27 protein-coding genes and 2 tRNA genes are annotated in these 26,710 nt (G+C 69.2%); 26 read left to right on the top strand and 3 right to left on the bottom strand.

Features of this window, described 5'->3' with window-relative positions; translation table 11 throughout:
• Window positions 1–26 precede the first annotated feature (26 nt).
• From AC57B8_RS07120 to AC57B8_RS07020, 21 genes are all read left to right on the top strand, one after another.
• On the top strand, window positions 27–1,340 hold the full coding sequence (locus tag AC57B8_RS07120; RefSeq protein WP_496479077.1) for an aromatic ring-hydroxylating dioxygenase subunit alpha: 1,314 nt from the start codon (window positions 27–29) through the stop codon (window positions 1,338–1,340).
• Window positions 1,340–1,837, top strand: coding sequence for an aromatic-ring-hydroxylating dioxygenase subunit beta (locus AC57B8_RS07115; RefSeq protein WP_496479076.1), 498 nt, complete (start codon window positions 1,340–1,342; stop codon window positions 1,835–1,837). The genes AC57B8_RS07120 and AC57B8_RS07115 overlap by 1 nt, the downstream gene beginning before the upstream one ends.
• A 7-nt stretch (window positions 1,838–1,844) precedes the next feature.
• Window positions 1,845–3,470, top strand: coding sequence for an AMP-binding protein (locus AC57B8_RS07110; RefSeq protein WP_496479075.1), 1,626 nt, complete (start codon window positions 1,845–1,847; stop codon window positions 3,468–3,470).
• The gene (locus tag AC57B8_RS07105; RefSeq protein WP_390342088.1) at window positions 3,467–4,642 is read left to right on the top strand and encodes a thiolase family protein; all 1,176 of its coding nucleotides are present in this window, start codon (window positions 3,467–3,469) and stop codon (window positions 4,640–4,642) included. Before AC57B8_RS07110 ends, AC57B8_RS07105 begins: the two co-directional genes overlap by 4 nt.
• The gene (locus AC57B8_RS07100; RefSeq protein ID WP_159273265.1) at window positions 4,639–5,892 is read left to right on the top strand and encodes an SDR family NAD(P)-dependent oxidoreductase; all 1,254 of its coding nucleotides are present in this window, start codon (window positions 4,639–4,641) and stop codon (window positions 5,890–5,892) included. Before AC57B8_RS07105 ends, AC57B8_RS07100 begins: the two co-directional genes overlap by 4 nt.
• Window positions 5,893–5,908: 16 nt before the next feature.
• Window positions 5,909–6,724 (top strand): cyclase family protein, encoded by an 816-nt coding sequence (locus tag AC57B8_RS07095; protein WP_062475012.1) that lies wholly within the window; start codon window positions 5,909–5,911, stop codon window positions 6,722–6,724.
• A complete protein-coding gene (locus tag AC57B8_RS07090; RefSeq protein ID WP_496479074.1) occupies window positions 6,721–7,455 on the top strand; it encodes an SDR family NAD(P)-dependent oxidoreductase in 735 nt (244 codons plus the stop codon). Before AC57B8_RS07095 ends, AC57B8_RS07090 begins: the two co-directional genes overlap by 4 nt.
• 66 nt (window positions 7,456–7,521) lie before the next feature.
• Entirely contained in the window at window positions 7,522–8,688 is a 1,167-nt protein-coding gene (locus AC57B8_RS07085) for an ABC transporter substrate-binding protein (protein ID WP_062474998.1), read from the top strand.
• 37 nt (window positions 8,689–8,725) lie between these two features.
• On the top strand, window positions 8,726–11,182 hold the full coding sequence (locus AC57B8_RS07080; protein ID WP_496479073.1) for a penicillin acylase family protein: 2,457 nt from the start codon (window positions 8,726–8,728) through the stop codon (window positions 11,180–11,182).
• Between the two features lie 43 nt (window positions 11,183–11,225).
• Window positions 11,226–12,368 (top strand): ABC transporter substrate-binding protein, encoded by a 1,143-nt coding sequence (locus AC57B8_RS07075; RefSeq protein ID WP_070062345.1) that lies wholly within the window; start codon window positions 11,226–11,228, stop codon window positions 12,366–12,368.
• A gap of 26 nt (window positions 12,369–12,394) precedes the next feature.
• Complete coding sequence (locus AC57B8_RS07070) at window positions 12,395–13,714, top strand: aromatic ring-hydroxylating dioxygenase subunit alpha (RefSeq protein WP_496479072.1); 1,320 nt, start codon at window positions 12,395–12,397, stop codon at window positions 13,712–13,714.
• Window positions 13,711–14,175, top strand: coding sequence for an aromatic-ring-hydroxylating dioxygenase subunit beta (locus AC57B8_RS07065; protein WP_496479071.1), 465 nt, complete (start codon window positions 13,711–13,713; stop codon window positions 14,173–14,175). The genes AC57B8_RS07070 and AC57B8_RS07065 overlap by 4 nt, the downstream gene beginning before the upstream one ends.
• Window positions 14,176–14,214: 39 nt before the next feature.
• Entirely contained in the window at window positions 14,215–15,378 is a 1,164-nt protein-coding gene (locus AC57B8_RS07060; RefSeq protein ID WP_062474987.1) for an ABC transporter substrate-binding protein, read from the top strand.
• Window positions 15,379–15,439: 61 nt separating this feature from the next.
• Window positions 15,440–16,495, top strand: a complete 1,056-nt coding sequence (locus AC57B8_RS07055) for a branched-chain amino acid ABC transporter permease (protein WP_062474985.1) — start codon at window positions 15,440–15,442, stop codon at window positions 16,493–16,495.
• Complete coding sequence (locus tag AC57B8_RS07050; protein WP_496479070.1) at window positions 16,492–18,279, top strand: branched-chain amino acid ABC transporter ATP-binding protein/permease; 1,788 nt, start codon at window positions 16,492–16,494, stop codon at window positions 18,277–18,279. The genes AC57B8_RS07055 and AC57B8_RS07050 overlap by 4 nt, the downstream gene beginning before the upstream one ends.
• Complete coding sequence (locus tag AC57B8_RS07045) at window positions 18,276–19,007, top strand: ABC transporter ATP-binding protein (protein WP_095950531.1); 732 nt, start codon at window positions 18,276–18,278, stop codon at window positions 19,005–19,007. The genes AC57B8_RS07050 and AC57B8_RS07045 overlap by 4 nt, the downstream gene beginning before the upstream one ends.
• Window positions 18,997–20,586 (top strand): ATP-dependent acyl-CoA ligase, encoded by a 1,590-nt coding sequence (locus tag AC57B8_RS07040; protein ID WP_496479069.1) that lies wholly within the window; start codon window positions 18,997–18,999, stop codon window positions 20,584–20,586. The genes AC57B8_RS07045 and AC57B8_RS07040 overlap by 11 nt, the downstream gene beginning before the upstream one ends.
• Window positions 20,583–21,332, top strand: a complete 750-nt coding sequence (locus tag AC57B8_RS07035; protein ID WP_496479068.1) for an SDR family NAD(P)-dependent oxidoreductase — start codon at window positions 20,583–20,585, stop codon at window positions 21,330–21,332. Before AC57B8_RS07040 ends, AC57B8_RS07035 begins: the two co-directional genes overlap by 4 nt.
• Window positions 21,333–21,385: 53 nt before the next feature.
• Window positions 21,386–22,162 (top strand): SDR family NAD(P)-dependent oxidoreductase, encoded by a 777-nt coding sequence (locus tag AC57B8_RS07030; protein WP_070062353.1) that lies wholly within the window; start codon window positions 21,386–21,388, stop codon window positions 22,160–22,162.
• Window positions 22,159–22,692 (top strand): MarR family winged helix-turn-helix transcriptional regulator, encoded by a 534-nt coding sequence (locus AC57B8_RS07025; protein ID WP_062473285.1) that lies wholly within the window; start codon window positions 22,159–22,161, stop codon window positions 22,690–22,692. Before AC57B8_RS07030 ends, AC57B8_RS07025 begins: the two co-directional genes overlap by 4 nt.
• Complete coding sequence (locus tag AC57B8_RS07020) at window positions 22,689–23,156, top strand: acyl-CoA thioesterase (protein ID WP_496479067.1); 468 nt, start codon at window positions 22,689–22,691, stop codon at window positions 23,154–23,156. The genes AC57B8_RS07025 and AC57B8_RS07020 overlap by 4 nt, the downstream gene beginning before the upstream one ends.
• Before the next feature lie 14 nt (window positions 23,157–23,170).
• Here AC57B8_RS07020 and AC57B8_RS07015 read toward each other — a convergent pair whose 3' ends face one another.
• Together AC57B8_RS07015 and AC57B8_RS07010 are read right to left on the bottom strand one after the other, a co-directional pair.
• Window positions 23,171–23,587, bottom strand: coding sequence for a hypothetical protein (locus tag AC57B8_RS07015; protein WP_496479066.1), 417 nt, complete (start codon window positions 23,585–23,587; stop codon window positions 23,171–23,173).
• Window positions 23,588–23,590: 3 nt separating this feature from the next.
• Window positions 23,591–23,920, bottom strand: a complete 330-nt coding sequence (locus AC57B8_RS07010) for a hypothetical protein (RefSeq protein WP_307588821.1) — start codon at window positions 23,918–23,920, stop codon at window positions 23,591–23,593.
• Between the two features lie 285 nt (window positions 23,921–24,205).
• Here AC57B8_RS07010 and AC57B8_RS07005 point away from each other — a divergent pair.
• The 4 genes from AC57B8_RS07005 to AC57B8_RS06990 all read left to right on the top strand — a co-directional run bounded on the left by AC57B8_RS07005 (window position 24,206) and on the right by AC57B8_RS06990 (window position 25,351).
• Window positions 24,206–24,282: transfer RNA gene (locus AC57B8_RS07005), tRNA-Pro, on the top strand.
• Between the two features lie 140 nt (window positions 24,283–24,422).
• Window positions 24,423–24,635, top strand: coding sequence for a short-chain dehydrogenase (locus AC57B8_RS07000; RefSeq protein WP_496479065.1), 213 nt, complete (start codon window positions 24,423–24,425; stop codon window positions 24,633–24,635).
• Window positions 24,636–24,670: 35 nt separating this feature from the next.
• Window positions 24,671–24,744: transfer RNA gene (locus tag AC57B8_RS06995), tRNA-His, on the top strand.
• 43 nt (window positions 24,745–24,787) lie between these two features.
• Window positions 24,788–25,351 carry an HNH endonuclease gene (locus AC57B8_RS06990; RefSeq protein ID WP_062473294.1) on the top strand — a complete coding sequence of 188 codons (564 nt, stop codon included), beginning with the start codon at window positions 24,788–24,790 and terminating at the stop codon, window positions 25,349–25,351.
• Between the two features lie 130 nt (window positions 25,352–25,481).
• On the opposite strand, the gene AC57B8_RS06985 is transcribed toward AC57B8_RS06990, so the two are convergent.
• A complete protein-coding gene (locus AC57B8_RS06985) occupies window positions 25,482–25,658 on the bottom strand; it encodes a hypothetical protein (RefSeq protein ID WP_157627325.1) in 177 nt (58 codons plus the stop codon).
• 109 nt (window positions 25,659–25,767) lie between these two features.
• Between AC57B8_RS06985 and AC57B8_RS06980 the strand changes: the two genes are divergently transcribed.
• Window positions 25,768–26,181, top strand: a complete 414-nt coding sequence (locus AC57B8_RS06980; RefSeq protein WP_496479064.1) for a hypothetical protein — start codon at window positions 25,768–25,770, stop codon at window positions 26,179–26,181.
• Window positions 26,182–26,710 lie beyond the last annotated feature (529 nt).

Raw genomic sequence — 26,710 nt, 5'->3', positions numbered from 1 at the left:
CCAGCCAGGAAGGAGCCAGGAGAACCATGCCTTCGTACCGAGACAACCCCGATGCCGTTCGCGCGCTCGTGCAGAACGACCGCGTGCACCGCGACCTGTACACCAGCCAGGAGCTTTTCGAACTGGAGCAGGAGCACTTCTTCGCCAACACCTGGAACTACGTCGGCCACGAGAGCCAGCTGCCGAAGTCGGGCGACTGGATCACCAACGAGATCGCGGGCCGCCCGCTGATCGTCGTGCGCCACAGCGACGGCAGCGTGCGCGTCATGATGAACCGCTGCGCCCACAAGGGCTCGCGCCTGGTGAACGGGCCCTGCGGCAACACCGGCAAGTTCTTTCGCTGCCCGTACCACGCCTGGACCTTCAAGACCGACGGCGCGCCGCTGGCCATTCCGCTGAAGACCGGCTACGAGCACACGCAGCTGCACGAGTGCGAGTCGGGCAAGGGCCTCACCCCGGTGAAGCACGTGCGCAGCCACCGCGGCTTCATCTTCGTGAAGATCAACGACGCGGGCCCCGACTTCGACGAGTACTTCGGCGATTCGCTCAGCTCCATCGACAACATGGCCGACCGCTCGCCCGAGGGCGAGCTGGAAATCGCCGGCGGCTGCCTGCGCTTCATGCACCAGTGCAACTGGAAGATGTTCGTCGAGAACCTCAACGACACCATGCACCCCATGGTGGCGCACGAGTCGTCGGCCGGTACCGCCAAGCGCATGTGGGCCGACAAGCCCGAAGACGAGCCCAAGCCCATGGCCGTGGAGCAGTTCGTGCCCTTCATGTCCGACTACAAGTTCTTCGAGGACATGGGCATCCGCACCTACGACCACGGCCACAGCTTCACGGGCGTGCACTTCAGCATCCACAGCAAGTACAAGGCGATCCCCGAGTACGACGACGCCATGAAGGCGCGCTACGGCGAAGAGAAGACGGCGCAGATCCTGGGCATGGCGCGGCACAACACCGTGTACTACCCGAACCTCACGATCAAGGGCGCGATCCAGGCCATTCGCGTGGTCAAGCCGATCTCGGCCGACAGGACCCTCATCGAGAGCTGGACCTTCCGCCTCAAGGGCGCGCCGCCCGAGCTGCTGCAGCGCACCACCATGTACAACCGCCTCATCAACTCGCCGTTCTCGGTGGTGGGCCACGACGACCTGCAGGCCTACCGCGGCATGCAGGCCGGGCTGCACGCCAGCGGCAACGAGTGGGTGAGCCTGCACCGCGACTACGACGAATCGGAGTTGAAGGGCGGCGAGATCACCACGGGCGGCACCAACGAGCTGCCCATGCGCAACCAGTACCGCAGCTGGGTCGAACGCATGACGGAGACGATGTAATGGCCGCCCTCGACATCACCAAGATCACGCATCAGGACCTCGTCGACTTCGTCGTCAACGAAGCGCGCCTGCTCGACACCCGCCGCTACGAGGAGTGGAACGCGCTCTTCACCGACGATGCGTTCTACTGGATTCCGCTCGTGCCCGACCAGGAAGACGGCCTGAACCACACCTCGCACCTGTACGAGGACAAGCTGCTGCGCGAGCTGCGCATCGAGCGCCTGAAGAGCCCACGTGCCTTTTCGCAGCAGCCGCAAAGCCGCTGCCACCACCTGCTGCAGGTGCCCGTGGTCGAGACCTTCGACACCGAGGCCCGCCGCTTCGTGGTGCGCACCGAGTTCCACTACACCGAGTCGCAGGGCGACGAGCTGCAGTTCTACGTCGGCACCTTCTTCCATCACCTCACGGTGCAGGACGGCGCGCTGCGCATGACGCTCAAGCGCGTCGACCTGCTCAACTGCGACGCGGCGCTTCCGGCCGTGCAGCTCTTCATCTGAGGACGCGATGACCCACGCCACCGTCCACCAGGTGTTCGCCGCCACGGCCGCGCGCACGCCACAGGCCGAATTCCTCTTCACCGAATCGGTGACCGCCGCCGCCTACGGCATCGCCGCCGGCGCCATCCGCTGGGGCGAAGCCACCGCGCAGATCGAGCGGCTGCGCGCCGCCTACGCGCAGGCCGGCTACGGCCACGGCCACCGCGTCGGCCTGCTGCTGGAGAACCGGCCCGCCTTCATCTTCCACTGGCTCGCGCTGAACGCGCTGGGCGCGAGCGTGGTGCCGATCAACGCCGAGATGCGCTCGGCCGAGCTGGTCTACCTCATCGGCCACAGCGAGATCGGCCTGGCCGTCACGCTGCCCGAGCGCGCCGCCGACCTGCAGGCCGCCGCCGCGCAAGCCGGCGTGGCCTTCGAGACCATGGGCCCCGACGACGCCGTGCCACCCGCGAAGACCGCCGCGCCGCGCGCCGGCGAGCCCGTCGGCACCGACACCGAATGCGGCCTGCTCTACACCTCGGGCACCACGGGCCGGCCCAAGGGCTGCATCCTGAGCAACGCGTACTTCCTGCGCGCGGGCGAGTGGTATGCCGCGCTCGACGGCGTGTGCAGCATCCGCCCCGACGCCGAACGCGTGATCACGCCGCTGCCGCTCAACCACATGAACGCGATGGCGTTCTCGACCATGGTCGTGCTCATTGCAGGCGGCTGCCTCGTGCAGCTCGACCGCTTCCATCCGAAGAGCTGGCTGGCCAGCGCGAAGGAAAGCGGCGCGACCATCGTCCACTACCTGGGCGTGATGCCCGCGATGCTGCTGTCGGCCCCCGCGTCGGCGGCCGACCGCGACCACGCGATCCGCTGGGGCTTCGGCGCCGGTGTCGACCGCAAGAACCACGCGCCCTTCGAGGAACGCTTCGGCTTCCCGCTGGTCGAGGCCTGGGCCATGACCGAGACCGGCGCGGCCGCCTGCATCATGGCCAACCGCGAGCCGCGCCTCGTGGGGACCAGCTGCTTCGGACGGCAGGAAGACTTCGTCGAGATCCGCCTCATGGGCGAGGACGGCAGCGACGTGGGCACCGACATGCCCGGCGAACTGCTGGTGCGCTCGGCCGGCGCCGACCCGCGCCGCTACTTCTTCTCCGGCTACCTGAAGGACGAAGAGGCCACGCGCGAAGCCTGGGCCGACGGCTGGTTCCACACGGGCGACCTCGTGCGCCGCGATGCCGACGGCAACTTCTTCTTCGTCGATCGCAAGAAAAACGTGATCCGCCGCAGCGGCGAGAACATCTCGGCCGTCGAGGTCGAGAGCGTGCTCAACCAGCACCCGGCCGTGAAGACCTCGGCCGTGGCCGCCACGCCCGATGCGGTGCGCGGCGACGAAGTGCTCGCCTGCATCGTGCTGCGCGACGACAGCGATGCGGCGCAGCGCGAAGCGGTCGCGGCCAGCATCGTCCAGCACGCGCTGGCGCAGCTGGCGTACTACAAGGCGCCGGGCTACGTGGCCTTCGTCGACGCGCTGCCGCTCACGCCCTCGCAGAAGATCCAGCGCGGCCAGCTGCGCGAGATGGCGCAGTCGCTGCCGGGCCAGGGCCATTGCATCGACACGCGCTCCATGAAAAAGAGGCAGGCATGACGAAACGCAACCGGCTTTCCTACGAAGGCGTCGCGGTCGCGGTGCCCGTCACCGTGCCCTACGTGCGCTACTCCACGCGCACCGCGCACTGGTTCGTCGGCCAGGCCATCGACGCGCTGGTGCAGGCCAGCGGCGTGGCCAAGGAACAGATCGACGGGCTGTGCCTGAGCAGCTTCTCGCTTTCGCCTGACACGGCCGTGGGCGTCACGCAGCACCTGGGCCTGTCGCCGCGCTGGCTCGACCACATGCCCACCGGCGGTGCCTCGGGCGTGATGTGCCTGCGCCGCGCCGCGCGTGCGGTGCAGGCGGGCGATGCCGACATCGTCGCCTGCGTGGGCGCCGACACCAACCACGTCGACTCCTTCCGCCAGACGCTGGGCAGCTTCAGCAACTTCGCGCGCGATGCGAGCTACCCCTACGGCTCGGGCGGTCCGAACTCGATCTTCGCGTTCATCACCGCCAACTACATGCGCACCTACGGCGCCACGCGCGAAGACTTCGGACGCATCTGCGTGGACCAGCGCACCAACGCGCTGGGCAACCCCAACGCCATGTTCAAGAAGGGCCTCACGCTCGACGAGTACATGGCCGCGCGGCCCATCTCCGACCCGATCCACCTGTTCGACTGCGTGATGCCCTGCGCCGGCGCCGACGCCTTCCTCGTGATGAGCGAGGAGCGCGCGCGCGACCTGGGCCTGGCGCACGTCGTGATCCGCGGCGCCATCGAGCGCCACAACGCCTATGCCGAAGACCCGGTGATGGTGCAGGGCGGCTGGCGCAAGGACCGCGACGACCTCTACGCGCAGGCCGGCGTGCAGCCCGCCGCGCTCGACTTCGTGCAGACCTACGACGACTACCCCGTCATCGTGATGATGCAGTTCGAAGACCTGGGGTTCTGCGAGAAGGGCGAAGGCTCGGCCTTCGTGCAGGCGAACACCATGACCTTCGACGGCAGCTTTCCGAACAACACCAGCGGCGGCCAGTTGTCGGCCGGGCAGGCCGGTGCGGCGGGGGGCTTCCTCGGCATGGTCGAGGCGATCCGACAACTGACCGACCAGGCCGGCGCGCGCGCCGTGCCCAACGCCCAGCTGGGCCTTGTCGCCGGCTTCGGCATGGTGACCTACGACCGCTGCCTCTGTACGGGTGCGGTCATCCTGGGGAGACCCGCATGACGATGCCCATGATGCGCCCCCCGCGCAAGAACCCGGTGCTGCGCACCCGGCAGATGAACCTGCCGCCCGGCGCCCGTGGCCGCGTGGCGCTCGGCCTCACGGCCGCCGCCGCCGAAGGCCGCTTCGAGCTGCAGACCTGCGAAGACTGCGGCACGGTGCAGTACCCGCCGCGCGAGGTCTGCCACAAGTGCCTGTCGGCGGCGCTGCGCTGGCGCCAGCAGAGCGGCGAGGGCGCGCTGCTCGGCAGCACCACGCTGCACCACAGCAACGACCTGTTCTTTCGCGAGCGGCTGCCCTGGCGGCTGGGCCTGGTGCACCTGGATGCCGGCCCCACGCTCATGGTCCACCTGCACGGCGAGGTCGGCGATGCGCCCACGCGCGTGCGTGTCGGCGCCCGGCTCGACCGCGCCGGCCAGGCCGTCCTCATTGCTTTTCCGACTGAAGGGAGTCCCCACATGGCCGACGACAAGATGCTGCGCGAAATGACCAGCGACCCCAAGTTCCGCAAGGTGCTGGTGACCGACGGCAAGACCGAGACGGGCCAGGCCCTCGTGCGTGCGCTGGTGAAGGCCGGCGCCGACATCGTCTGGGTCGGTCATGCCGAACCGTGGAAGAAGATGGGCGACGGACTCGATGACATCTCGGCGCTGCCGCAGGTCACGCTCGTGCCGCTGGACCTCACCAACGGCCGCCAGGTGACCGAGCTGGCCGGTTCCATCGGCGGTAAGGTCGACATCGTGATCAACAACGCCGAGGTGCACCGCACCTTCGGCATCGCTGCGCGGCGCGGCACCGATGTGGCCAAGGCCGAGATGGACATCAACTACTTCGGCCTGCTGCGCCTGGCGCAGGAGTTCGGCCCCGCGCTCAAGGGCCGCTCGGCCGACGGCGCCACGGGCGCGACGGCGTGGGTCAACCTGCTGTCGATCTACGCGCTGAGCAACTTCCCGCCGCACGGCACCTTCAGTGCCTCCAAGGCCGCGGCGCATTCGCTCGCGCAGTGCCTGCGCGCCGAGATGCGGCCCGCCGGCATCCGCGTGATCAACGTGTTCCCCGGCCCCATCGACGACGAATGGAACCAGCACACGCCGCCGCCCAAGCTGGCACCCACCACGTTGGCCAACGCCATCGTGAAGGCGCTGCGCGACGGCGTGGAAGACGTGTACCCGGGCGACGTGGCGCAGGAGTGGCTGGAGCGCTGGCGCGACAACCCCAAGGTGCTCGAACGCGAACTCGCGGCGGGCGGCTGAGCAGAGGAATCACACGATGACCACGACCACCAACGAACTGATGTCCGCCGCCGAAGTCCTCGGCAGCCTCGTGACCGCCATGGCCAGCGGCCGCATCCGCGTGATCGACCTCACGCAGACGCTCACGCCCGAGTTTCCGCAGATCGCGCTGCCGCCCGAGATGGGCCAGTGCTGGCCCTTCCGCATCGAGGAAGTGTCCAAATACGACGAGCGCGGCCCGGGCTGGTACTGGAACAACTTCTCCTGCGGCGAGCACACCGGCACGCACTTCGACGCGCCGATCCACTGGATCTCGGGCCGCGACCTGCCGAACAACTCGGTCGACACCATCCCCGTGCAGCACTTCGTGGCGCCGGCCTGCGTGATCGACTGCTCGCCGCAGGTGAAGGACGACCCCGACTACCTGCTGACGCTCGAAGACATCGAGGCCTACGAAGCCGCGCACGGCCGCATTCCCAAGGGCGCGTGGGTGCTCATGCGCACCGACTGGTCCAAGCGAACCGACCCCGAGGCCTACCAGAACTTCGACGAGACCGGCCAGCACACGCCGGGCCCGAGCACCGAGGCCGTGCGTTTCCTCGTCGAGCAGCGCGACGTGCTGGGCTTCGGCTCCGAAGCCATCGGCACGGACGCCGGGCAGGGCTACCACCTGCGTCCGCCGTACCCCTGCCACTACTACATGCACGGCGCGGGCCGCTACGGCCTGCAGTGCCTGAGCAACCTCGACCTGCTGCCAGCGTCGGGCGCGGTGCTGATCTGCCCGCCGCTGAAGATCGAGAAGGGCAGCGGCAGCCCGCTGCGCGTGCTGGCCCTGGTGGGAGCCACGGCATGAGCGCCGCCGCCCCCAAGGTCGCGGCCGTCACCGGCGGCAGCGCCGGCATCGGCAAGGCCATCTGCGAAGACCTGCTCGCGCAAGGCTACGAGGTGATCTCGCTCGCGCGCCGCAAGGCCGAGATCGACCACCCCAAGATGCACAGCCTCGAGGTCGACCTGGCCGACCGCGCCGCCACCGGCCAGGCCGTGCGCGAACTGGTCGAGCGCTTCGCACCGACCACGATCGTCCACAACGCCGGCGTCATCCGCGCCGCGCTGCTGCCCGACGTGAAGCTCGACGACCTCGATGCGCTGGTCGACCTGCACCTGGGCTGCGCCATCCAGCTCGTGCAGGGCGCGCTGCCCGCGATGCGTGCGCAGCGCTTCGGCCGCGTGGTGCTGCTGTCGTCGCGCGCCGCGCTGGGCCTGGCCACGCGCACCAGCTACTCGGCCACCAAGGCCGGCATGCTGGGCATGGCGCGCACCTGGGCGCTGGAGCTCGCGGCCGACGGCATCACGGTGAACGTGGTGGCGCCCGGCCCGATCCGCACCGACATGTTCTACGACGTGGTCGAGGCGGGCAGCGAGAAGGAGCGCGCGCTCGCGGCCTCGGTGCCGGTCAAGCGCCTGGGCGAGTCGGCCGACGTGGCACGCGCCGTGCGTTTCTTCGCCGCGCCCGAGAACAGCTTCGTCACCGGCCAGGTGCTGTACGTGTGCGGCGGAACCAGCGTCGGCAGCCTCGCCCTCTAGTTTCATTTCAGCGTCCGTTTCGTTTCGTTCCGTTCCGTTCAAAAACATCACCTCTGGAGCATCGCCATGAAAGTCCTGAACCGAATTCGCACCCTCGCGGCCGTCGCCGCGGGCCTCGGCGCGCTGAGCGCCGCCAGCGCGTGGGCCGCCGATCTGAAGGTCGGCTTCATCACCTCGCTGTCGGGGCCGGTGTCGTCGCTGGGCATTCCGTACGAAAAGGGCATGAAGGCCGCGCTCGCCTACAAGGCCGACCTGGGCGGTCGCAAGATCCAGCTGGTGCAGCTCGACGATGCGTCCGACCCCACCACGGCCGCACGCAACGCACGCAAGATGATCGACGAGGACAAGGTCGACGTCATCATCGGCACGGCCGGCTCGCCCGGTGCGCTGGCCATTGCCGGCGTGGCACGCGAAACCAAGACGCCGCTGATCTCCATCGCCAACGCCAACCTGCCGGGCGAAGAGGGCGCGTGGATGGTCACGCTGCCGCAGCCCGCACCGCTCATGGTGAGCGCGGTGGTCGAGCGCATGAAGAAGTCGGGCGTGAAGACGGTGGGCTACATCGGTTTCTCCGACGCCTGGGGCGACCTGGTGTACGGCGCGCTGCAAAAGAGCGCCGAGCCGGCCGGCATCAAGATCGTGTCGAACGAGCGCTATGCGCGCGGCGATGCCTCGGTGACCGGGCAGGTGCTCAAGATCGTGGCGCTGCGCCCCGACGCGGTGATCACCGGCACCTCGGGCACGCCGGGCGCGCTGCCGTACCTCGCGCTTTCGGAGCGCGGCTACAAGGGCCAGATCTACGGCATGCACGCGCTCATCAACCCCGACTTCGTGCGCGTGGGCGGTGCCTCGGTCGAAGGCCTGCTGGCCCCCACCGGCCCGGTGATCGTGGCCGAGCAGCTGCCCAACGACAACCCGATCCGCAAGGTGTCGATGGACTTCCGCGCGGCCTACCAGAAGGCCAACGGCGCGCCGCCGACCGACGCCTTCTCGGCCTACACCTTCGATGCATGGCTGGTGTACCTGGACGCCGCCCAGCGCGCGCTGGCCACCAAGGCCGAGCCCGGCACGCCGCAGTTCCGCCTGGCGCTGCGCGACGCCATCGTGAGCACCAAGGAGCTGGTGGGCACGCACAGCGTCTACAACTTCAAGCCGACCGAGCGCTACGGCTCGGACGACCGTTCGCGCGTCGTGGTGAAGCTCGAGAAGGGCCAGTGGAAGCTGGTGCCCTGAACGCCCTCGGCTCGATCCGATGAACGCCGCCCACCCCATGCACCCGCTTCTTCGTTCCCTGCGCCGCCGGCGCGCGACCGGCACCGTGCTGTTCGCCGCCGCGCTGCTGGCCGGCTGCGCCGCGACCGCGCCCAGTGGCAATGGAGAAGTCACCATCAAGCGCGACCGCTACGGCGTGCCGCACGTCTACGCCAGCGACACGCGCGGCCTGTTCCACGGCTTCGGCTATGCCGTCGCCGAAGACCGGCTCTACCAGCTGGAGATGGCGCGGCGCTCGGGCAACGGCAGCGTGGCCGAGGTGCTGGGGGCCGAGTTCGTGGCGGCCGACAAGGCCACGCGCGCCAACATCGATCCGGTGTCGATCCGCCGCCAGATCGATGCGCTGAACGCGGACGACCGCGCCATGTTCGAAGGCTACGCCGCGGGCGTCAACGCGCGCATCCGCGACGTGCTGGCCGACCGCGCCAAGCTCATGCCGCGCGAGTTCATTGACAACGGCTTCGAGCCGGCGCCCTGGACCGCGGACGACGTGGCCATGGTCTGGATCGGCCTGATCCTCAACCGCTTCTTCGCGGGCACGGCGGAGGTCGCGAACCTCTCGCTGCTCAACCAGCTCAAGGCCGCGCGCGGCGACGTGGCCGGCCTGCAGCTGTACGAGCAGCTGCGCTGGCTCGAAGACCCGACCGCGCCGACCATCGTGCCGCGCGGCAACGCGAACAGGCTGGCAAGCGCCGAGCCCGGCGACGCCGCGCTCGCGCCGGTGTCCGCGCAGGCCGCGGCCGACTTCCGCGCCACGCAGGTCGCCCGCATGGGCCTGGCCGCCACCGAAGGCATGCCGACCGCCAGCAACGCCTGGGTGCTCGGCCCCTCGCGCACCAAGGAAGGCGTGGCCGTTCTGTACAACGGCCCGCAGCAGGGCTTCAACAACCCGTCGTTCGTGCACGGCATCGGCCTGCACGGCGCGGGCTACGACCTCACGGGCCTCACGCCCATCGGCCTGCTGCCCGTGCTGTTCGGCACCAACGGCACCATCGCCTGGGGATCGACGGTGGGCTCGCTCGATACCAACGACATCTACCAGGAAGAACTGAACCCGGCCAACCGCCACGAGTACAAGTACGACGGCGCCTACCGGCCGATGACCCGGCGCACCGACGTCATCCGCGTGAAGGGCGCCGCGCCGCAGAGCGTGGACATCTACGCCACGGTGCACGGCTTCGTGCAGAGCTGGGACGTGGACAACGCCCGCGCCTACACCGCGCGCAGCACCTGGCAGGGCCGCGAGGTCGAGACCATGCTCGGCTGGGCGCGTGCCGCCCGGGCACGCGACTGGTCGGGCTTTCTCGCGCAGGGCGAGCGCGTGGCTGCGTCCATCACCTGGTTCTATGCCGACGTGGCGGGCAACATCGGCGCCGTCGGCCTGGGCCGCATGCCGCGCCGTGCGGCCACGCAGGACATCCGCTTTCCCGCGCGCGGCGACGGCAGCATGGAGTGGCAGGGCAGCCTGCCGTTCAGCGCCAACCCACGCGCCTACAACCCCGCGCAGGGCTACCTCGCGAGCTGGAACAACCAGATCGCCGAAGGCCTGCGCGCGGACGGCGCGAACTTCTCGCACGTCGACCGCGTGGCCGAGATCCATGCCCAGCTGCAGGGCACGGCCAAGCTGGGCGCCGACGAGATCTGGCGCGTGAGCCAGGGCGCGGCATTGGCCGACCTGAACGCGCGCTACTTCGTGCCCCTCATCGTCGACGCGGCCAAGGGCCTGCCGGAGGGCGACCCCGCGCGCCGCGCGGCCGACCTGCTCGCCAACTGGGACCTGAAGAACCGCGTCGCCCCGGGCGGCGAGGTGTACGACAACCGCGCCACCACCGTGCTGCGCGCCTGGCTGGCTGCGATGTCGCGGCGCCTGCTGGCCGACGACCTGCCACCGGCCGTGTTCGCCACCTACGCCAACCTCGGCTACCCCACGCTCACGCCGCGCGGCTCGCCCGGCAGCGCCCAGCCCGCGGCCGTGGCCAAGCTGCTGTGGAACGCGCTGAGCGGCCCGGCCTCGGGCGTGCCGCAGCGCCATGACTTCTTCAACGGGCAGGACCCGCGCACGATGGTGCGCGCCGCGCTGACCGATGCGGTGGGCGAGCTGCGCACCCGCCTCGGGCCCGACATGGCCGCGTGGACCACGCCCGTGGTGCGCCACCGCTTCTCGCGCATCAACGCCATCGGCGTGCCGTGGGCCGGCGCGGGCGACGAGCCCGAGGTCAGCCCCTACATGAACCGCGGCACGCTCAACTACCGCGTCGTGCTGCGCCCGGGCGCGCTCGACATGTGCTCGGTCGCGGCGCCGGGGCAGAGCGGCTTCGTGAGCCCGGCCGGCGTGCGCGACCGCCACCACGCCGACCAGCTGGCGTTGTTCGAGCGCTTCGAATGCAAGCCGGAGCGGCTCACGCCCGCGCAGGTCGACGCCGACCTCGAATCGCGCCGCACCTTGCGCTACTGACCCGTCCCTCGTCCCCATTCCAACCCCCGAAGAGGAAGCTCCCATGAAGAAAATCTCCCGCCTGGGCCTCGCGCTGCTGGCCGCCTTCACCGCCGTCGGTGCGGCGGCGGCAGACCTCAAGATCGGCTTCATCAGCTCGCTCTCGGGGCCGGTCGCGGCGCTGGGCGTGCCCTACGAGAAGGGCATCCGCGCGGCCATCGCCGAGCGGCCCGAGATCGGCGGGCGCAAGGTGCAGCTCATCGTGCTCGACGATGCTTCGGACCCGACCACCGCCGGGCGCAACGCGCGCAAGCTGGTGACCGAAGACAAGGTCGACGTGCTCATCGGCACCTCGGGCGTGCCGGGCGCGATGGCCATCGCCTCGGTCGCGCGCGAGCTCAACACGCCGCTCATCTCGCCCACGCCCGTGACCATCCCGGGCGCGGACGGCGCATGGACCGTCACCGTGTCGCAGCCGTTCCCGCTCATGGTGGCGGGCGTGGTCGAGCGCATGCAGAAGTCGGGCGTGAAGACGGTGGCCTTCATCGGTTTCTCCGACGCGCTGGGCGACCTGGCCTACGACTCGCTCGTGAAGAGCGCCGCCACCGCCGGCATCAAGGTGGTGGCCAACGAGCGCTATGCGCGCAGCGATTCGTCGGTGGCCGGGCAGATCCTGAAGATCGTCGCGGCGCGGCCCGACGCGGTGTTCGCGGGCAACTCCGGCACGCCGGGCGCGCTGCCCTACCTGGCACTGGCCGAGCGCGGCTACAAGGGCAAGATCTACGGCACGCACGGCCTCATCAACGCCGACTTCGTGCGCGTGGGCGGCACGGCCATCGACGGCCTGCAGGTGCCCAGCGGCCCGGTGCTGGTGGCCGACCAGCTGCCCGACAGCAACCCCATCAAGAAGGTCGCGATGGGCTTTCGCAGCGCCTACCAGAAGGCGAACGGCGCGGTGCCCACCGATGCGTTCTCGTCGTACACCTACGACGCCTACCTGCTGCTGGCCGACGCGGCCTCGCGCACCAAGGGCGAGCCCGGCACGCCGCAGTACCGCACGGCGCTGCGCGACGCCATCGTGGGCACGAAGGAGCTGGTGGGCACGCACGGCATCTACACCTTCAAGCCCGACGACCGCTACGGCTCGGACCAGCGCGGCGTCGTGATCGTGCAGATGAACAAGGGCCAGTGGAAGCTGGTCCCCTGACCTCGGTTCAACCGAAGCCCACCACCATGACCGCCTACCGCAACCGCCCCGATCTCGTCGCGGCGCTGGTCCGCGACGACCGGGTGCACCGCGACCTGTACCTCAGCGACGAGCTGTTCGCGCTGGAGCAGGAGCGCCTGTTCGCCCGCACCTGGGTCTTCCTGGGCCATGCCAGCCAGGTGCCGGCGGCGGGCGATTTCGTCACGCAGGAGATCGCGGGGCGTCCGCTGCTCATGGTGCGCCAGCCCGACGGTGCGGTGCACGTCATGTACAACCGCTGCGCCCACAAGGGCACGCAGCTGGTGACCGACGAGAGCGGCAACACCGGCCGCTTCTTTCGCTGCCCGTACCACGCGTGGACCTACAAGCTGGACGGCGCGCCGCTGGGCCTGCCGCTGAAGAACGGCTACGAGGGCACGCAGCTCAAGGCCTGCGAGTCGGGGCAGGGGCTGTCGGTGGTCAGGCACGTGAAGGTGTACCGCGACTTCGTGTTCGTGCGCCTGTCCGACACCGGCCCCTCGTTCGAGGACTACTTCGGCGAGGTGCTCGGCGCCCTCGACAACATGGTCGACCGCTCGCCCGAGGGCAAGCTCACCGTGGGCGGCGGCGTGCTGCGCAACATCGTCCATTGCAACTGGAAGATGTACCTGGAGAACATCAACGACACGGTGCACCCGATGTCGACGCACGAGTCGGCCACCAAGGCCGCCGAGGCGCTGTGGGAAGGGCATGCGCCCACCGACCCCAAGCCGATGGCGATGGAGCAGATATTGCCCTTCGGCTCGGGCTACGAGTTCTTCGATCAGATGGGCGGACGCGTGTTCGCCAACGGCCACAGCGTGCTGGGCGTGAACTTCAGCATCCACTCCAACTACGCGCAGCTGCCCGAGTACGAGGCCGCGATGCAGGCCGCGCACGGCGTAGCGCGTGCCGCCGACATCTTGCAGCGCTCGCCGCAGAACTCGGTGCTGTACCCCAGCCTGTCGGTCAAGGGCTCGCCGCAGGCCATCCGCGTGATCCGTCCGCTGGCGGCCGATCGCACGCTCATCGAGGCCTGGAGCTTCCGCGCGGCCGGTGCGCCCGCGCTCTTGTTCGAGCGCGCCATGAGCTACAACCGGCTCGTGTTCTCGCCCATGTCGGTGGTGGCGCACGACGACGTGCACCTGTTCGAGAGCATCCAGAAGGGCCTGCGTGCCGGCGGCAACGAATGGATCAGCCTGCACCGCAACCACGACCCGGCCGAGGCGCAGCAGGCCACGGTGACCACCAACGGCACCAACGAGCTGCTCATGCGCAACCAGTTCCGTGCCTGGGCCCGGGCCATGACGCTGGAGGCGGCGGCATGAACGACCCGCGCGACTTCATCGCCCACGAGGCGGCCCTGCTCGACGCGCGCCGCTTCGACGACTGGCTGGCCCTGTTTGCCGACGACGGCCACTACTGGGTGCCGCTGCTCGGCGCGGCGCAGGCCGATCCGTTCTCGCACAACTCGCTGGCCTACGAAGACCGGCTGCTGCTGCAGCTGCGCGTGGAGCGCCTGAAGAGCCCGCGCGCGCATTCGCAGCATCCGGCCAGCCACAGCCAGCATGTGTTGCAGCCCTCGCGCGTCGAGGAAGAGGGTGCCGACGACGTGCGCCTGCGCACGCCCTTTCTCTACATCGAGGCGCGCGGCGACGACCAGATTCTGCTGAGCGGCATCGCCCGCCACCACCTCATTCGCACCCCCACGGGCTGGTCGATCCGCGAGAAGCGCATCGACCTGCTCAACGCCACGCGCGCGTTGCCCGCGATCCAGTTGTTCATCTGAGTTTCTGTTCCTTCCATCCTTCCTCACTGGAGCTACGACATGAAGAACCTGATGCAGACCTTGACGCGCGGTGCCCTCGCCGCAGCGCTGACCGCCTGTGGTGTGGCGAGCGCACTGGCGGCCGACCTCAAGGTCGGACTCAGCGTGTCGCTGTCGGGGCCCAACTCCTCGCTGGGCGTGCCGTACGCCAAGGGCATGCAGGCCGCGCTGGCCTACAAGGGCGAGGTCAACGGCCGCAAGATCCAGCTCGTGGTGCTCGACGACGGCTCCGACCCGACCACGGCCGGGCGCAACGCGCGCAAGCTCATCGAGGACGAGAAGGTCGACGTGCTCATGGGCACCTCGGGCGTGCCGTCGGCCATCGCGATGGCGCAGGTGGGCAAGGAGGCGAAGACGCCCATGATCGGCCTCACGCCCATCCTGCTCGACCCCAACGAGAACCCGTGGGTCATGACGGTGGCGCAGCCCACGCAGCTCATGATCGACGCGGTGGTCGAGCGCATGAAGCGCAACAACGTCAAGACCGTGGGCTACATCGGCTTCTCCGACGCCTGGGGCGACCTGGTGTACGAGGCCCTCAACAAGGCCGCACCCGCCGCCGGCATCAAGGTGGTGAGCAACGAGCGCTACGCGCGCGCCGATGCCTCGGTGACCGGCCAGGTGCTGAAGATCGTGGCGCTGCGCCCCGACGCGGTGATGACCGGCGGCGCCGGCACGCCGGGCGCGCTGCCGTTCCTGGCGCTGCAGGAGCGCGGCTTCAAGGGCGGCGTGTACGGCCAGCACGGCCTGATCAACCCCGACTTCGTGCGCGTGGTCGGCGCGGCCGGCCAGAACGCGCTCATGCCCACGGGTCCGGTGATCGTCGCCGAGCAGCTGCCGGCCGACTACCCGACCAAGAAGATCGCGACCGACTTCCGCGCCGTGTTCCAGAAGGTCAACAACGCACCCACCAGCGACGCCTTCTCGGCCTACTCGTTCGACGGCTGGCTGGTGTTCGCCGACGCCGCTTCGCGCGCCATGAAGAAGGCCGAGCCGGGCACGCCGGAGTTCCGCGTGGCGCTGCGCGACGCCATCTTCAGCACCAAGGAGGTGGTCGGCACGCACGGTGTCTACACCTTCAAGCCCGGCAGCCTGTACGGCGTGGACGAGCGCGCGCGCGTGATCGTCAAGCTCGACAACGGCCAATGGAAGCTCGCCCCTTGAATCTCCTGTTTTTCTTCACGACAACGACAACGACAACGATGACTCCGACTGAGGTTTTTCTATGAACTGGGACGTGGCATTGATCCTCGTCACCGACGGCCTGGCCAACGGTGCCGTCTATCTGCTGGCCGGACTCGGGCTGGTGCTGATCTTCTCGGTCACGCGCGTGGTGTTCGTGCCGTTCGGCGACATCGCGGCCTTTGCCGCGCTGTCGCTGGCGGCCTTCGAGACCGGCCGCGTGCCGCCGACCATCGGCATGGTGGCAGTGTTGGCCGCGCTGGCGCTGGCCACCGAAATCGGCAGCCTGCTGCGGCGCGGCGAGACCGCGCGCATACCCAAGGCGGTGCTGATGTGGGGCGTGCTTCCCGCCATTCCGTGCGTGCTCGCCTGGCTGGCGGCGCGGCCCGGCGTGCCGGTGGCGGTGCACATCGCGGTGGCCGTGCTGCTGGTGGTGCCCATCGCGCCGCTGCTGGCGCGCGTGGTGTTCCAGCCGATCGCCGATGCCTCGGTGCTGGTGCTGCTGATCGTGTCGCTCGCGTTGCACTTTCTGCTCTCGGGCCTGGGCCTGCTGTTCTTCGGGCCCGAGGGCTCGCGCACCACGCCGCTCACGAGCGCGGTGTTCACGCTGGGCGACGGCTTCACGGTCAGCGGCCAGGTGGTGCTGATGGTGGGGGCGGCCGTGGTGCTGAGCGGGTTGTTCTTTCTGGTGTTCGAGCGCACGGTGGCCGGCAAGGCGCTGCGCGCCACGGCCGTGAACCGCGTGGGCGCGCGGCTGGTCGGCATCCGGCCGGTGCGCACGGCGCTGCTGGCCTACGGCTGCGCCTCGCTGCTGGCGGGGCTCATCGGCGTGCTGATCGCGCCGGTGACCACCATGTACTACGACTCGGGTTTCATCATCGGCCTGAAGGCCTTCGTGGCCGCGATCATCGGCGGGCTCGTGAGCTACCCGATGACGGCCATCGGCGCGCTGGCGGTCGGCGTGGTCGAGAGCTTCGCGTCGTTCTGGAGCGGCGCGCTGAAAGACGTGATCGTGTTCAGCCTGCTGATCCCGGTGCTCATGCTGCGCTCCTTCATGGCGGCCCATTCGGAAGAGGAAGAAGACGAGGTGGACCAATGAACGGCAACACCAAACGCATGGCGTGGACCGCGGGCGTGATCGTCGTGCTGGCCCTGGTGCCGGCCGTGGCGGGCAGCTTCACGGTCTCGCTGCTGAACGACATCGGCATCGGCGCGCTGGTGGCGCTGGGCCTCGTGCTGCTCACCGGCGTGGGCGGCGCCACCTCGTTCGGCCAGGCGGCCTTCGTGGGCATCGCGGCCTACGCCACGGCCTGGCTCACCACCACGCAGGGCCTGTCACCGTGGCTGGGACTGCTGTTCGCGCTGCTGCTCACGGGCCTGTCGGCGCTGGCCATCGGCATGCTCACGCTACGCCTGGGCGGGCACTTCCTGCCGCTGAGCACCATCGCCTGGGGGCTGTCGATCGCGATGCTGTTCGGCAACGTCGATGCGCTCGGCCGGCACACGGGCCTGTCGAACATCCCGGCGCTGCAGATCGGCGGTTGGTCGCTGGCCGATCCGCGCGCGATGTACTACCTGATCTGGGTGGTGGTCGGGCTGGCCTGCCTGTTCAGCCACAACCTGCTGCAGTCGCGGCCCGGGCGCGCCATCCGCGGGCTGCGCGGCGGCGCCACGCTGCTGGCCAGCGTGGGGGCGGATGCGTACCGCGTGCGGCTGTCGCTGTTCGTCACGGCCGCGCTGTTCGCGGGGCTGGCGGGCTGGCTCTATGCGCACATGAACCGCTTCGTGAGCCCGTCGCCCTTCGACGTGCGCGCCAGCATCGAGTACCTGCTGATGGCCGTGGCCGGCGGGCTCGGGCAGTTGGCGGGCGCGCTGGTGGGCGCGGCGCTGGTGCTGGTGCTGAAGAACGGCCTGCAGGACGTGCTGCCGATGCTCACGCAGCGCGCGGGGCAACTGGAGGCCGTGGCTTTCGCGGCGCTGTTCATCCTGCTGCTGCACTTTGCGCGCGGCGGCGTGATGGGCCTGCTGCGGCGCTGGACGCGCCGGCGCGCCGCGCCGCAGGGCGCCTCGCGCTACACCGGTGCGCCAGTGGAGCCGCTGCCGCACCGGCAGCTGCCGGCGCGCGGCACGCAGGTGCTGTCGGTCAACGGCGCCGTGAAGCGCTTCGGCGGGCTGGTGGCGGTGAACGACGTGAGCTTCGACGTCAAGGCGGGCGAGATCATCGGCCTCATCGGGCCCAACGGCGCGGGCAAGTCGACCATGTTCAACCTGCTGACCTGCACGCTGCCGATGAGCGCGGGCCAGGTGCGCTTTCTCGAACACGACATCGCCGGCATGCCGCAGCGCGCGGTGGCGCGGCTCGGGCTGGCGCGCACTTTCCAGCACGTGAAGCTGCGCCCGCACATGAGCCTGCTGGACAACGTGGCGCTGGGCGCGCACTCGCGCACGCGCTCGGGCATCCTGAAGGCGGGCCTGCGGCTCGATCGCACCGAAGAAAGCCAGATCCTGCAGGAGGCGCAGCGCCAGCTCGACCGCATCGGCCTGGGCGACCGCGCACACGAGCTCGCGGGCAGCCTGCCGCTGGGCACGCAGCGCATCCTGGAGATCGCGCGTGCGCTGGCTGCCGACCCCGTGCTGCTCGTGCTCGACGAGCCCGCGGCCGGCCTGCGCCGCAAGGAAAAGATGGCCTTGGGCGACCTGCTGCGCAAGCTGCGCGAGGAGGGCGTGACCATCCTGATCGTCGAACACGACATGGACTTCGTGATGAAACTGGTGGACCGTTTGGTGGTGATGAACTTCGGCTCCAAGCTCGTGGAGGGCGTGCCGTCGGCGGTGCGTGCCGACGAGCGTGTGCAGGCGGCTTACCTGGGGAGCGTTGTATGACCGCGATGCTGGAGATCGGTGATCTGCACGTGTCCTATGGGCAAGTGGAGGCGGTGCGCGGCGTGTCGCTCGACGTGCAGCGGGGCCAGATCATCTCGGTGATCGGCCCCAACGGCGCGGGCAAGACCACGCTGCTGGCCGCGGCCATGGGCCTGCTGCCGTGCAAGGGCACGCTGCGCTTTGAAGGCGAAGACCTGCAGGGGCTCGATGTGGAGTCGCGCGTGGAGCGCGGCCTGTGCCTCGTGCCCGAGCGGCGCGAACTGTTCGGTGAACTCACCGTGCTCGACAACCTGCAACTGGGCGCCTACGCCAAGCGGCTGCGCGGCGACGCAATGAAGCGGCAGCTGCAGTCGGTGTACGACCGCTTCCCGCGCCTGGCGGAGCGCCGCGCGCAACGCGCCGACACGCTCTCGGGCGGCGAGCGGCAGATGCTGGCGGTGGGCCGTGCGCTCATGTCGGCGCCGCGCTTGCTGATGCTCGACGAGCCCAGCCTGGGCCTGGCGCCGCTGATCGTGCGCGACATCCTCACCATCGTGCGCAAGCTGCGCGACGACGGCGTGTCGATCCTGCTGGTGGAGCAGAACGCGCGTGCCGCGCTCGAAAGCTCGGACGAAGGCTATGTGCTGGAGACCGGCGAGATCGCGCTCTCGGGTGCTTCCGGTGACCTCGCGAGCGACCCGCGCGTGCAGGCCACCTACCTCGGCGGAGGCACGCACGATGACGAGTGACCCGCGCGCGGTGCCGCCGGCGCAGCGCACGCTGCCCGCCATGCTGCAGCGGCAGGCCGCGCTTTTCGGCAACCGTCCGCTGCTGCGCATCGCGGGCCGGCAATGGACGCATGCCGATGCGGCCAATGCGGCGGCCACGCGCGCCGGTGCGCTCGCACAGCATGGCGTGGCGCGCGGCGACCGCATCGCCGTCATGTGCGGCAACCGCATCGAGTTCCTCGACACCTTCCTCGGCGCAGGCTGGCTCGGTGCCTCGGTCGTGCCGGTCAACACCGCGTCGATGGGGCCGCAGATCGAGTATTTCCTCGCGAACAGCGAGGCGAAGCTGCTGGTGATCGAGGCGGGCTTTCTCGATCGACTGGCCACGGCCGACCTGGCCTGCACGGCGCTGCGCGAGGTGTGGGTGGTCGGCGAGGCCGAAGCGCCATGGACGCCGCCCGCCGGCGTGCGCGTGTCGGCCTACCCGCCAGGCGCACAGGCGCTGCCACCCGCCACGGTGCAGCCGGGCGACCCGCTCGCCATCCTCTACACCTCGGGCACCACGGGCCCGGCCAAGGGCGTCATCTGCCCGCAGGCGCAGTACTTCTGGTGGGGTGTGAACAGCGCCGAGGTGCTCGGCGTCGGCCGCGACGACGTGCTGTGCACCACGCTGCCGCTGTTTCACATCAACGCGCTCAACACCTTCGCGCAGGCCGCGCTCACCGGGGCCGAGGTGGTGTTCGAGTCGCGCTTCTCCGCCTCGGGCTTCTGGCCGGCGATGCGCGCCAACGGCGCGACCGTGGTCTACCTGCTTGGCGCGATGGTGCCGATCCTGCTGGCCCAGCCCGAAGGCGAGGGCGAGCGCGACCACCGCGTGCGCACCGGCCTCGGCCCAGGCGTGCCCGCGGCCGCGGGGCAGGCCTTCAAGGCGCGCACGGGCGTGGCGCTGCTCGAAGGCTACGGCTCGACCGAAACCAACTTCGCCATCGCCACCGCGCCCGATTCGCCGCGCGGCGGCGTCATGGGCTGGCTGCGGCCCGGCTTCCAGGCCTGCGTGGCCGACGAAGACGACGTGCCGCTGCCACCCGGCGAGGCCGGCGAACTGCTGCTGCGCGCCGACGAACCCTATGCCTTTGCCAGCGGCTACTTCCACATGCCCGAGAAGACCGTCGAGGCCTGGCGCAACCTGTGGTTCCACACCGGCGACCGCGTGGTGCGCGATGCCGACGGCGCGTTCCGCTTTGTCGACCGCATCAAGGACGCGATCCGCCGGCGCGGCGAGAACATTTCGTCGTTCGAGGTCGAGCAGGTGCTGCTGAGCCACCCCGGCGTGGCCTCGTGCGCGGTGTACCCCGTGCGCTCCGAACTGGCCGAAGACGAGGTGATGGCCGCGCTGGTGGCGCGCGAGGGCATCGTCATCGACCCGGCCGAGCTGGCGCGTTTCTGCGAAGGCCGCCTGCCGTACTTCGCCGTGCCGCGCTACATCGACCTCCTGCCCGACCTGCCGCGCACCGAGAACGGCAAGGTGCAGAAGTTCAAGCTGCGCGAGCGCGGCGTGGGGCCGCAGACCTGGGACGGTCGGCCCGCCAAAGCCGGATGACGCACGCCACCGCGCTTCCGCTGGCAGGGCGCGTGGCCTTCGTGACCGGCGCGGGGCGGGGGCTGGGCGCGGCCATCGCGCGCGGGCTGGCACAGGCCGGTGCGCGCGTCGCGCTGGCCGACATCGACGAAGCCAACGCCCAGGCCGTTGCCGCCGAGGTGAACGGCTTCGCGCTGCCGCTCGACGTGCGCGACGAGCAGGCCTTCAACGACCGCTTCGCGCAGGCCGTGGCGCACTTCGGCGCCGTCGACATCCTGGTCAACAACGCGGCGCGCACGCCGACCACCTCGCTGTGGGACATCACGCCCGCCGAGTGGGACGACGTGCTTGCCATCAACCTGCGCGGCAGCTTCTTCGGCTGCCGCATCGCCGGAAAGCACATGCGCGAGCGCGGTGCGGGCCGCATCGTCAACCTGGCCTCGCTGGCGGGGCAGCGGGTCAGCAGCGCCACCGGCGTGCACTACGCGGCCAGCAAGGCCGGCCTGCTGGCGCTGACGCGGTCCTTTGCGCAGGAACTGGCGCCGCACGGCGTGACCGTGAACGCGCTGGCCCCCGCCGCCATCGACAGCCCCGCGCTCGCCGCGCTGCCACCCGAGCGGCAGCAGGCGCTGAAGGCCGGCATCCCGCTGGGCCGCTTCGGGCTGGCCGACGAGGTGGCCGCCGCCGTCGTCTACCTGGCCTCGCCGGCCGCCGCCTTCATGACCGGGGCGACGCTGGACCTCAACGGCGGCCGTTTCATGCGGTAGCACCCTGCTGGTGCGCAAATGGCTAAAATGATTCAGAACTAAACCATTCAGGTATGCACACAAATTCGCTCACTGGCCGTCATGCCCTCGTCACCGGCGCCGCTCGCGGCATCGGCGCAGAGATCGCCCGCACCCTCGCTGCCCAGGGGGCAGTGCTGACCTTGCTGGGCCGCGATGCGCAGGCCCTGCAGCGCGTGGCCGAGACCCTGGCCGGTAGCGGCCACGGCGTGGTGGCGGCCGACGTGGCCGACCCGCAGGCCGTGCAGTCGGCCTTTGCGCAGGCGCGGGCCGAACGCGGCGCGGTGACCGTGCTGGTCAACAACGCGGGCGCCGCCGAGAGCGCGCCGTTCCTGAAGACCTCGGTCGAGCTGTGGCAGCGCATGCTGTCGGTCAACCTCACCGGCAGCTTCCTGTGCGCGCAGGCCGCGCTGCCCGACATGCTCGACGCCGGCTGGGGCCGCATCGTCAACATCGCCAGCACGGCGGGCCAGAAGGGCTACGCCTACGTGTCGGCCTACACCGCCGCCAAGCACGGCGTGATCGGCCTCACGCGCGCGCTGGCACTCGAGGTGGCGCGCAAGGGCATCACCGTGAACGCCGTGTGCCCGGGCTACACCGACACCGACATCCTGCGCAACAGCGTCGCCAACGTGGTCGGCAAGACCGGCCGCAGCGAAGCCGATGCACTGGCCGAGTTCTCCAGCGTGAACCCGCAAAAGCGCATCGTGCAGCCGGCCGAAGTGGCCGACGCCGTGCGCTGGCTGTGCGGCGAGGGCGCCGCGTCGGTCACGGGCCAGTCGATCTCCGTTTCCGGAGGAGAAGTCACATGAGTCGCAACGATGCCTCCCACGCCGTGCTGAGCGACGCCGAAGAACTCGGCCACGAAGCCCGCGCCGGCCATGAAGACCACGCCATGCTCAAGCTGTGGCTGCGCATGCTCGCGAGCACCACGCAGATCGAGGCCGAGATCCGGCGCCGGCTGCGCGAGCGCTTCGGCATCTCGCTGGCGCGCTTCGACTACATGGCCCAGCTGTACCGCTACGAAGACGGCCTGAAGATGCGCGTGCTCTCGCGCTACCTGATGGTGACCGGCGGCAACGTCACCGGCCTGACCGACGAACTCGAGCGCGAAGGCATGGTGGCGCGCGCGCCCAGCCCCGACGACCGCCGCGCCTGGATCGTGAGCCTCACGCCCGAAGGCCGCAACGCCTTCGAAGCCATGGCCACCGAGCACGAGCAGTGGATCCTCGAGATGTTCTCGGGCCTGGACATGAAGACCGTCAAGCAGATGCACAACCAGCTCGGGCTGCTGCGCGTGCACGTGATGCGCGGCGACGGCGCGGTCGAGGACCGCGCATGAGCGGCGAGGGCGGTGGTGTGGAGTTCCAGCGCCCGCGCCTGATCCGCTTTTCCGACTGCGATCCGGCGGGCATCGTCTTCTATCCGCAGTACTTCGTGATGCTCAACGGCCTGGTCGAAGACTGGGTGAGCGAGGGGCTCGGCGTGGGCTACCACGCACTGATCGGCGAACGCCGCGTCGGCCTGCCGACCGTGAAGCTCGACGCCGACTTCCGCGCCGTGAGCCGCATGGGCGACCGCGTGATGCTCGGCCTCTCGGTGGCGCAGCTGGGCTCGCGCTCGATCACGCTCGCGTTGCGCTGCTTCGAGCCCACCACGGGCGAGCTGCGCATGCAGGTGCGGCAGGTGCTGGTGACGACCTCGCTCGACACCCACCGCGCCATCGCCGTGCCGGACGACATGCGCGCAGCCATCCTGCGCGATGCGCCGGCGCTGGCTGCTGCCGAGCCCGCTGGCAAGGCCTGAAGGCCTGAGCAAGGCTAGGGCGCCGGCGCAGGGCCGTCGGCAGGCTCGAGCGCCTTCTTCTCCTGCGCGTGCTTCTTCAGCCAGCCGCTGAGTTCCCGCTTTCCCTTCGCATTGGCCTGGAGCCACGCCTCACGCGCGGCCGCCACGAAGCGTTCTTCCGCCGCGTCGGGCGGTGCTTCCGAAGGCGCAGTGTTGTCTTCGTCGAGCCAGCCGGCGGCCACGTCGCAGTGCCGTTCGATCTGCCGTGCGAGCTTGTCGCCGATGGGCCGCGCACTCTTGATCTGGCTCCACATGCTCGGAGAGATTTCGAGCTTGCGTGCGAAGGCCTGGTCGAGTCCCTTGGCGGGCAGGCCCGCCGCGACGGCGTCCTCGAGAAAGCGGCGATGCAGCACAAGCGCATTGCGGCGGCGCGCGACGGTGGTATGGGGCACTGTTCAAAAACAACAACAAGACAAGAAAAGATTGTCCCGGTTGTTGACGTCGCCGTAAACACTCTTTACAGTTGCCTCCAATTCACGGCACAAGCCGTCCCTTTTTTCCAACCCCTTACAGCCGACAGCGGCAATTTTTGACCAGGAACCATCGTGAACACCGCACTGATCCTCACCAGCCATCGACCCGCCTCGGGCCGACCGCTCGTGCGCGTCGGGTTCTGCCATGGTTTCGACATGCCGTCGCCCCTGTCGTTGTCTTCGCACCTGAACACCGCGTACGCCGCCAAAGCCGCAGCCCGTCTGCGCGTGGGTGGTCAGTTCGAGGCTCATCAGGTGCCCCCGGGTGGAGGTCGCGCGTAGGCGCGCATCTCTCAAGCTCTCTCGCAAAGAGGCCCGGACACCGCAAGGTTCCGGGCCTTTTTGTTTTTGCCGCTTTTCATTTCGGGTGTGCCTTCACCCCACCGCCAGAAATTGCCGCGTCGACGGTCTGGCGGGATGTGCATGAGTTGATCACTCCTGTGCAGCGACGTTCGACGGGGCCGCGCCCAGCGCGCGGCCCGTCGCGTGAGGACACAACCGAAATGGAAGCGCGGGCAGGCTCTTTTTGTTTTTCTTCCGTGTGTGGCGCAGCCTGGTAGCGCATCTGGTTTGGGACCAGAGGGTCGCAGGTTCAACTCCTGCCACACGGACCACACCCGAGCGGGACCGGGCCATGCCAAGGCGTGGCCCTCCCGTGGAAACCGGCCGCAAAGATAGGGCGGCGCCGGAACCCGTCACCGGACATTTTTCAAGTCATTACTTTCTTTTTTCGTTACCCACCCAGGAGGCCCTCATGCGCAAGCGCAACTCACCGATCCGGATGATCGCCGTGCACCCGGCACCGCTGCCGCGCAGGCACATGGTGTGGTCGCTGGCCCAGCGCTTCGGCGTAGGGCTCGGGCCGCGTTACGTGGCGGATCGCGCGTCGGCATTGCCGGGCGGCAGCGAGGCGCCATTCGACAGCCTCGACCTCGACCAGCGCGTGCGCGCGTCGGGTGAGTGGTAGCAGCTCGGCACTGCTCGTCTTCTGTTTCTTCAATGGTGCGTGTAGCTCAATGGCAGAGCCGCGGGTTGTGGTCCCGCTGACAACGGTTCGATTCCGTTCGTGCACCCCATCCGTTCACCACAAGCCATCGCCGCGAAGGGAGGCGATTCGTCATGCATTCACACGTCCTGCAACTCGATATTCAGGGCACGCCGCAAGCCTGGATCTCGCTGGAGCAGGCGGTGTTGCACTACGCCACCGGCAACGTGGCCTGGGAAGACGGCGCGCTGCCGCTGGCCACGCTGCGCGGCGGCTTCAATGTGGCGCGCGGTGTGCAGTCGCGCATCGATGTCGCGCCCATCATCGCGCTGCGCGGTGCGTCGAAGATCAACCTCTTCGACGTCGTGCCCGGCGTGACCAAGGCCAAGCTGCTGCGCCGCGACCGCCACACCTGCGCCTACTGCGCGCAGGTGTTCGCCGACCGCGACCTGCAGTGCGAACACGTCATGCCCGAGTCGCGCGGCGGCCCGTGGAGCTGGACCAACCTCGTGAGCGCCTGCGCCGTCTGCAACAACCGCAAGGCCGCGCGCACGCCCGAAGAAGCCGGCATGCCGCTGGTCTACCTGCCGTACGTGCCGAGCCGCTTCGAGAACTTCCTGCTCGAAGGCCGCAACATCCGCGCCGACGTGCACGAGTGGCTGGCCAAGCGCCTGCCGCGCGGCTCGCGGCTGCAGTAGCGCCACGCGCACAAAGAGAAAAGCCCGCTGCCCGTTGGATCAACGGACAGCGGGCTTTGCCTTGTGCGGCTCGCGGTGAGCGAGTGAGTGAATCAGTGAAGGCGTGGGCTGCTTGCTTGTTTGCTTGTGTTCAGCGCCCCGCGCCGAAGAAGCTGTAGGCCACTGCTGTGGCTGCTGCGAGCCCGCCGAGCAAGATGAAGAGCACCTTCGTCGTACGGCGAGGGCCGCGCCGTGAACGGACCCAATGCTCCGGCCCGATCAGGTCGATCGGAACCGTGGGTTTGCCTATGTCGGATGCCTTTTCCATGCCAAGAAATATAGCGCAGGCGCCAAGGCAAGAAGTTACAACGGCTTTCTGGCCCCATCGCACCGTGGCCGCTTGCCGACACCAGACAGAAACGTGTGAAATATTCCTCATGAACCAACAAATCATTCTCGAGAGCCTGATCCGAGCCCTGGAGAGCTGGGTCCGCAACGCCTCCGCGGCCGAGCTGTGGCGCGTGCACCGCGAGGGCGGCCTGGGCGCATCGATCCACACCGAAGGCGAGAGCGTCGTGCACGTGCGCATCGCGCTCGACGGCCCGCCCGATGCGCTGTCGAGCATCGGCAAGACCGACGGCCGCCTGCCCATGACCGAAGCGTTCAGAGGCGCCAACGGCGAAGCAGGGTGGGGCAACCCGCCACCGCAAGGCAGCGCCGAGCGCGAGCAGTGGTTTCTGTCGAGCGACGTGGCGCAAGAGCAGGCGCGGCAGTACCTGCTGGCGGAGGTGGTGGCGCGGCGGGATGCGTTGGTGCGGCGGGTGGAGGCGTGGGCCGCGGGTGCTGGTTGAGGCCGGTGCGCGATTTGCAGGGCGATCGTCTTCGCGTGCGCCACTACAAGTCGACGCGAGTCCTCATTTGTTCACCGTGAGAGGCTTCCGCTGACGCGCTTCTCTCCCTACATTTGAACGACCGCCGCGCCTCACGGCGGGACATCGATGCACACGCAGCGATGTCGATGTGAGGCACAAAAGGCGACGGCCAGGGTGCGCTAACACCCTGACCGTCTGACCAAACAACGTGCGTTACCTTGGAAGGAGCACATCAAGTGGCTGATCAAATTATCGCCGGGCGAAACACGCCTGCCTCCCACGACGCGAACCACCAGCCGGACGCGTCAGACATTCTTGAGAACAAGCTGACTCAACTGCAATCTCTGCTGAGTTGTTGCTATGGGGATGGCTGTGAGTGGTTCGATGCGATTGGAGCGAGGCATCGGGACCACATCATGTGGATTGCTGCGGACCTAGCGACGGACGTAGTTGAGTTGTTTCAGCGGATGGCGAGTGTGGAGGGCGACAACGCAAGGAGTAGGAGTGA

It is taken from the genome of Variovorax sp. BGA-UO-ETr-C22 (assembly GCF_059567965.1).
The sequence above is the reverse complement of the archived record's forward strand: the minus strand, read 5'-3'. Positions and strand labels throughout refer to the sequence as shown.

Excerpts from the sequence above, each read along its gene's own strand:
- AC57B8_RS06990 (WP_062473294.1), top strand. The coding sequence starts at position 24,788 with ATGCATTCACACGTCCTGCAACTCGATATTCAGGGCACGCCGCAAGCC.
- AC57B8_RS07050 (WP_496479070.1), top strand. The coding sequence starts at position 16,492 with ATGAACGGCAACACCAAACGCATGGCGTGGACCGCGGGCGTGATCGTC.
- AC57B8_RS07075 (WP_070062345.1), top strand. The coding sequence starts at position 11,226 with ATGAAGAAAATCTCCCGCCTGGGCCTCGCGCTGCTGGCCGCCTTCACC.
- AC57B8_RS07010 (WP_307588821.1), bottom strand. The coding sequence starts at position 23,920 with ATGAGCCTCGAACTGACCACCCACGCGCAGACGGGCTGCGGCTTTGGC.
- AC57B8_RS07090 (WP_496479074.1), top strand. The coding sequence starts at position 6,721 with ATGAGCGCCGCCGCCCCCAAGGTCGCGGCCGTCACCGGCGGCAGCGCC.
- AC57B8_RS07070 (WP_496479072.1), top strand. The coding sequence starts at position 12,395 with ATGACCGCCTACCGCAACCGCCCCGATCTCGTCGCGGCGCTGGTCCGC.
- AC57B8_RS07035 (WP_496479068.1), top strand. The coding sequence starts at position 20,583 with ATGACGCACGCCACCGCGCTTCCGCTGGCAGGGCGCGTGGCCTTCGTG.
- AC57B8_RS07045 (WP_095950531.1), top strand. The coding sequence starts at position 18,276 with ATGACCGCGATGCTGGAGATCGGTGATCTGCACGTGTCCTATGGGCAA.
- AC57B8_RS07065 (WP_496479071.1), top strand. The coding sequence starts at position 13,711 with ATGAACGACCCGCGCGACTTCATCGCCCACGAGGCGGCCCTGCTCGAC.
- AC57B8_RS07030 (WP_070062353.1), top strand. The coding sequence starts at position 21,386 with ATGCACACAAATTCGCTCACTGGCCGTCATGCCCTCGTCACCGGCGCC.
- AC57B8_RS07055 (WP_062474985.1), top strand. The coding sequence starts at position 15,440 with ATGAACTGGGACGTGGCATTGATCCTCGTCACCGACGGCCTGGCCAAC.
- AC57B8_RS06985 (WP_157627325.1), bottom strand. The coding sequence starts at position 25,658 with ATGGAAAAGGCATCCGACATAGGCAAACCCACGGTTCCGATCGACCTG.
- AC57B8_RS07060 (WP_062474987.1), top strand. The coding sequence starts at position 14,215 with ATGAAGAACCTGATGCAGACCTTGACGCGCGGTGCCCTCGCCGCAGCG.
- AC57B8_RS07095 (WP_062475012.1), top strand. The coding sequence starts at position 5,909 with ATGACCACGACCACCAACGAACTGATGTCCGCCGCCGAAGTCCTCGGC.
- AC57B8_RS07040 (WP_496479069.1), top strand. The coding sequence starts at position 18,997 with ATGACGAGTGACCCGCGCGCGGTGCCGCCGGCGCAGCGCACGCTGCCC.
- AC57B8_RS07000 (WP_496479065.1), top strand. The coding sequence starts at position 24,423 with ATGCGCAAGCGCAACTCACCGATCCGGATGATCGCCGTGCACCCGGCA.
- AC57B8_RS07020 (WP_496479067.1), top strand. The coding sequence starts at position 22,689 with ATGAGCGGCGAGGGCGGTGGTGTGGAGTTCCAGCGCCCGCGCCTGATC.
- AC57B8_RS07115 (WP_496479076.1), top strand. The coding sequence starts at position 1,340 with ATGGCCGCCCTCGACATCACCAAGATCACGCATCAGGACCTCGTCGAC.
- AC57B8_RS07120 (WP_496479077.1), top strand. The coding sequence starts at position 27 with ATGCCTTCGTACCGAGACAACCCCGATGCCGTTCGCGCGCTCGTGCAG.
- AC57B8_RS07085 (WP_062474998.1), top strand. The coding sequence starts at position 7,522 with ATGAAAGTCCTGAACCGAATTCGCACCCTCGCGGCCGTCGCCGCGGGC.
- AC57B8_RS07110 (WP_496479075.1), top strand. The coding sequence starts at position 1,845 with ATGACCCACGCCACCGTCCACCAGGTGTTCGCCGCCACGGCCGCGCGC.
- AC57B8_RS07080 (WP_496479073.1), top strand. The coding sequence starts at position 8,726 with ATGCACCCGCTTCTTCGTTCCCTGCGCCGCCGGCGCGCGACCGGCACC.
- AC57B8_RS07105 (WP_390342088.1), top strand. The coding sequence starts at position 3,467 with ATGACGAAACGCAACCGGCTTTCCTACGAAGGCGTCGCGGTCGCGGTG.
- AC57B8_RS07100 (WP_159273265.1), top strand. The coding sequence starts at position 4,639 with ATGACGATGCCCATGATGCGCCCCCCGCGCAAGAACCCGGTGCTGCGC.
- AC57B8_RS07025 (WP_062473285.1), top strand. The coding sequence starts at position 22,159 with ATGAGTCGCAACGATGCCTCCCACGCCGTGCTGAGCGACGCCGAAGAA.
- AC57B8_RS06980 (WP_496479064.1), top strand. The coding sequence starts at position 25,768 with ATGAACCAACAAATCATTCTCGAGAGCCTGATCCGAGCCCTGGAGAGC.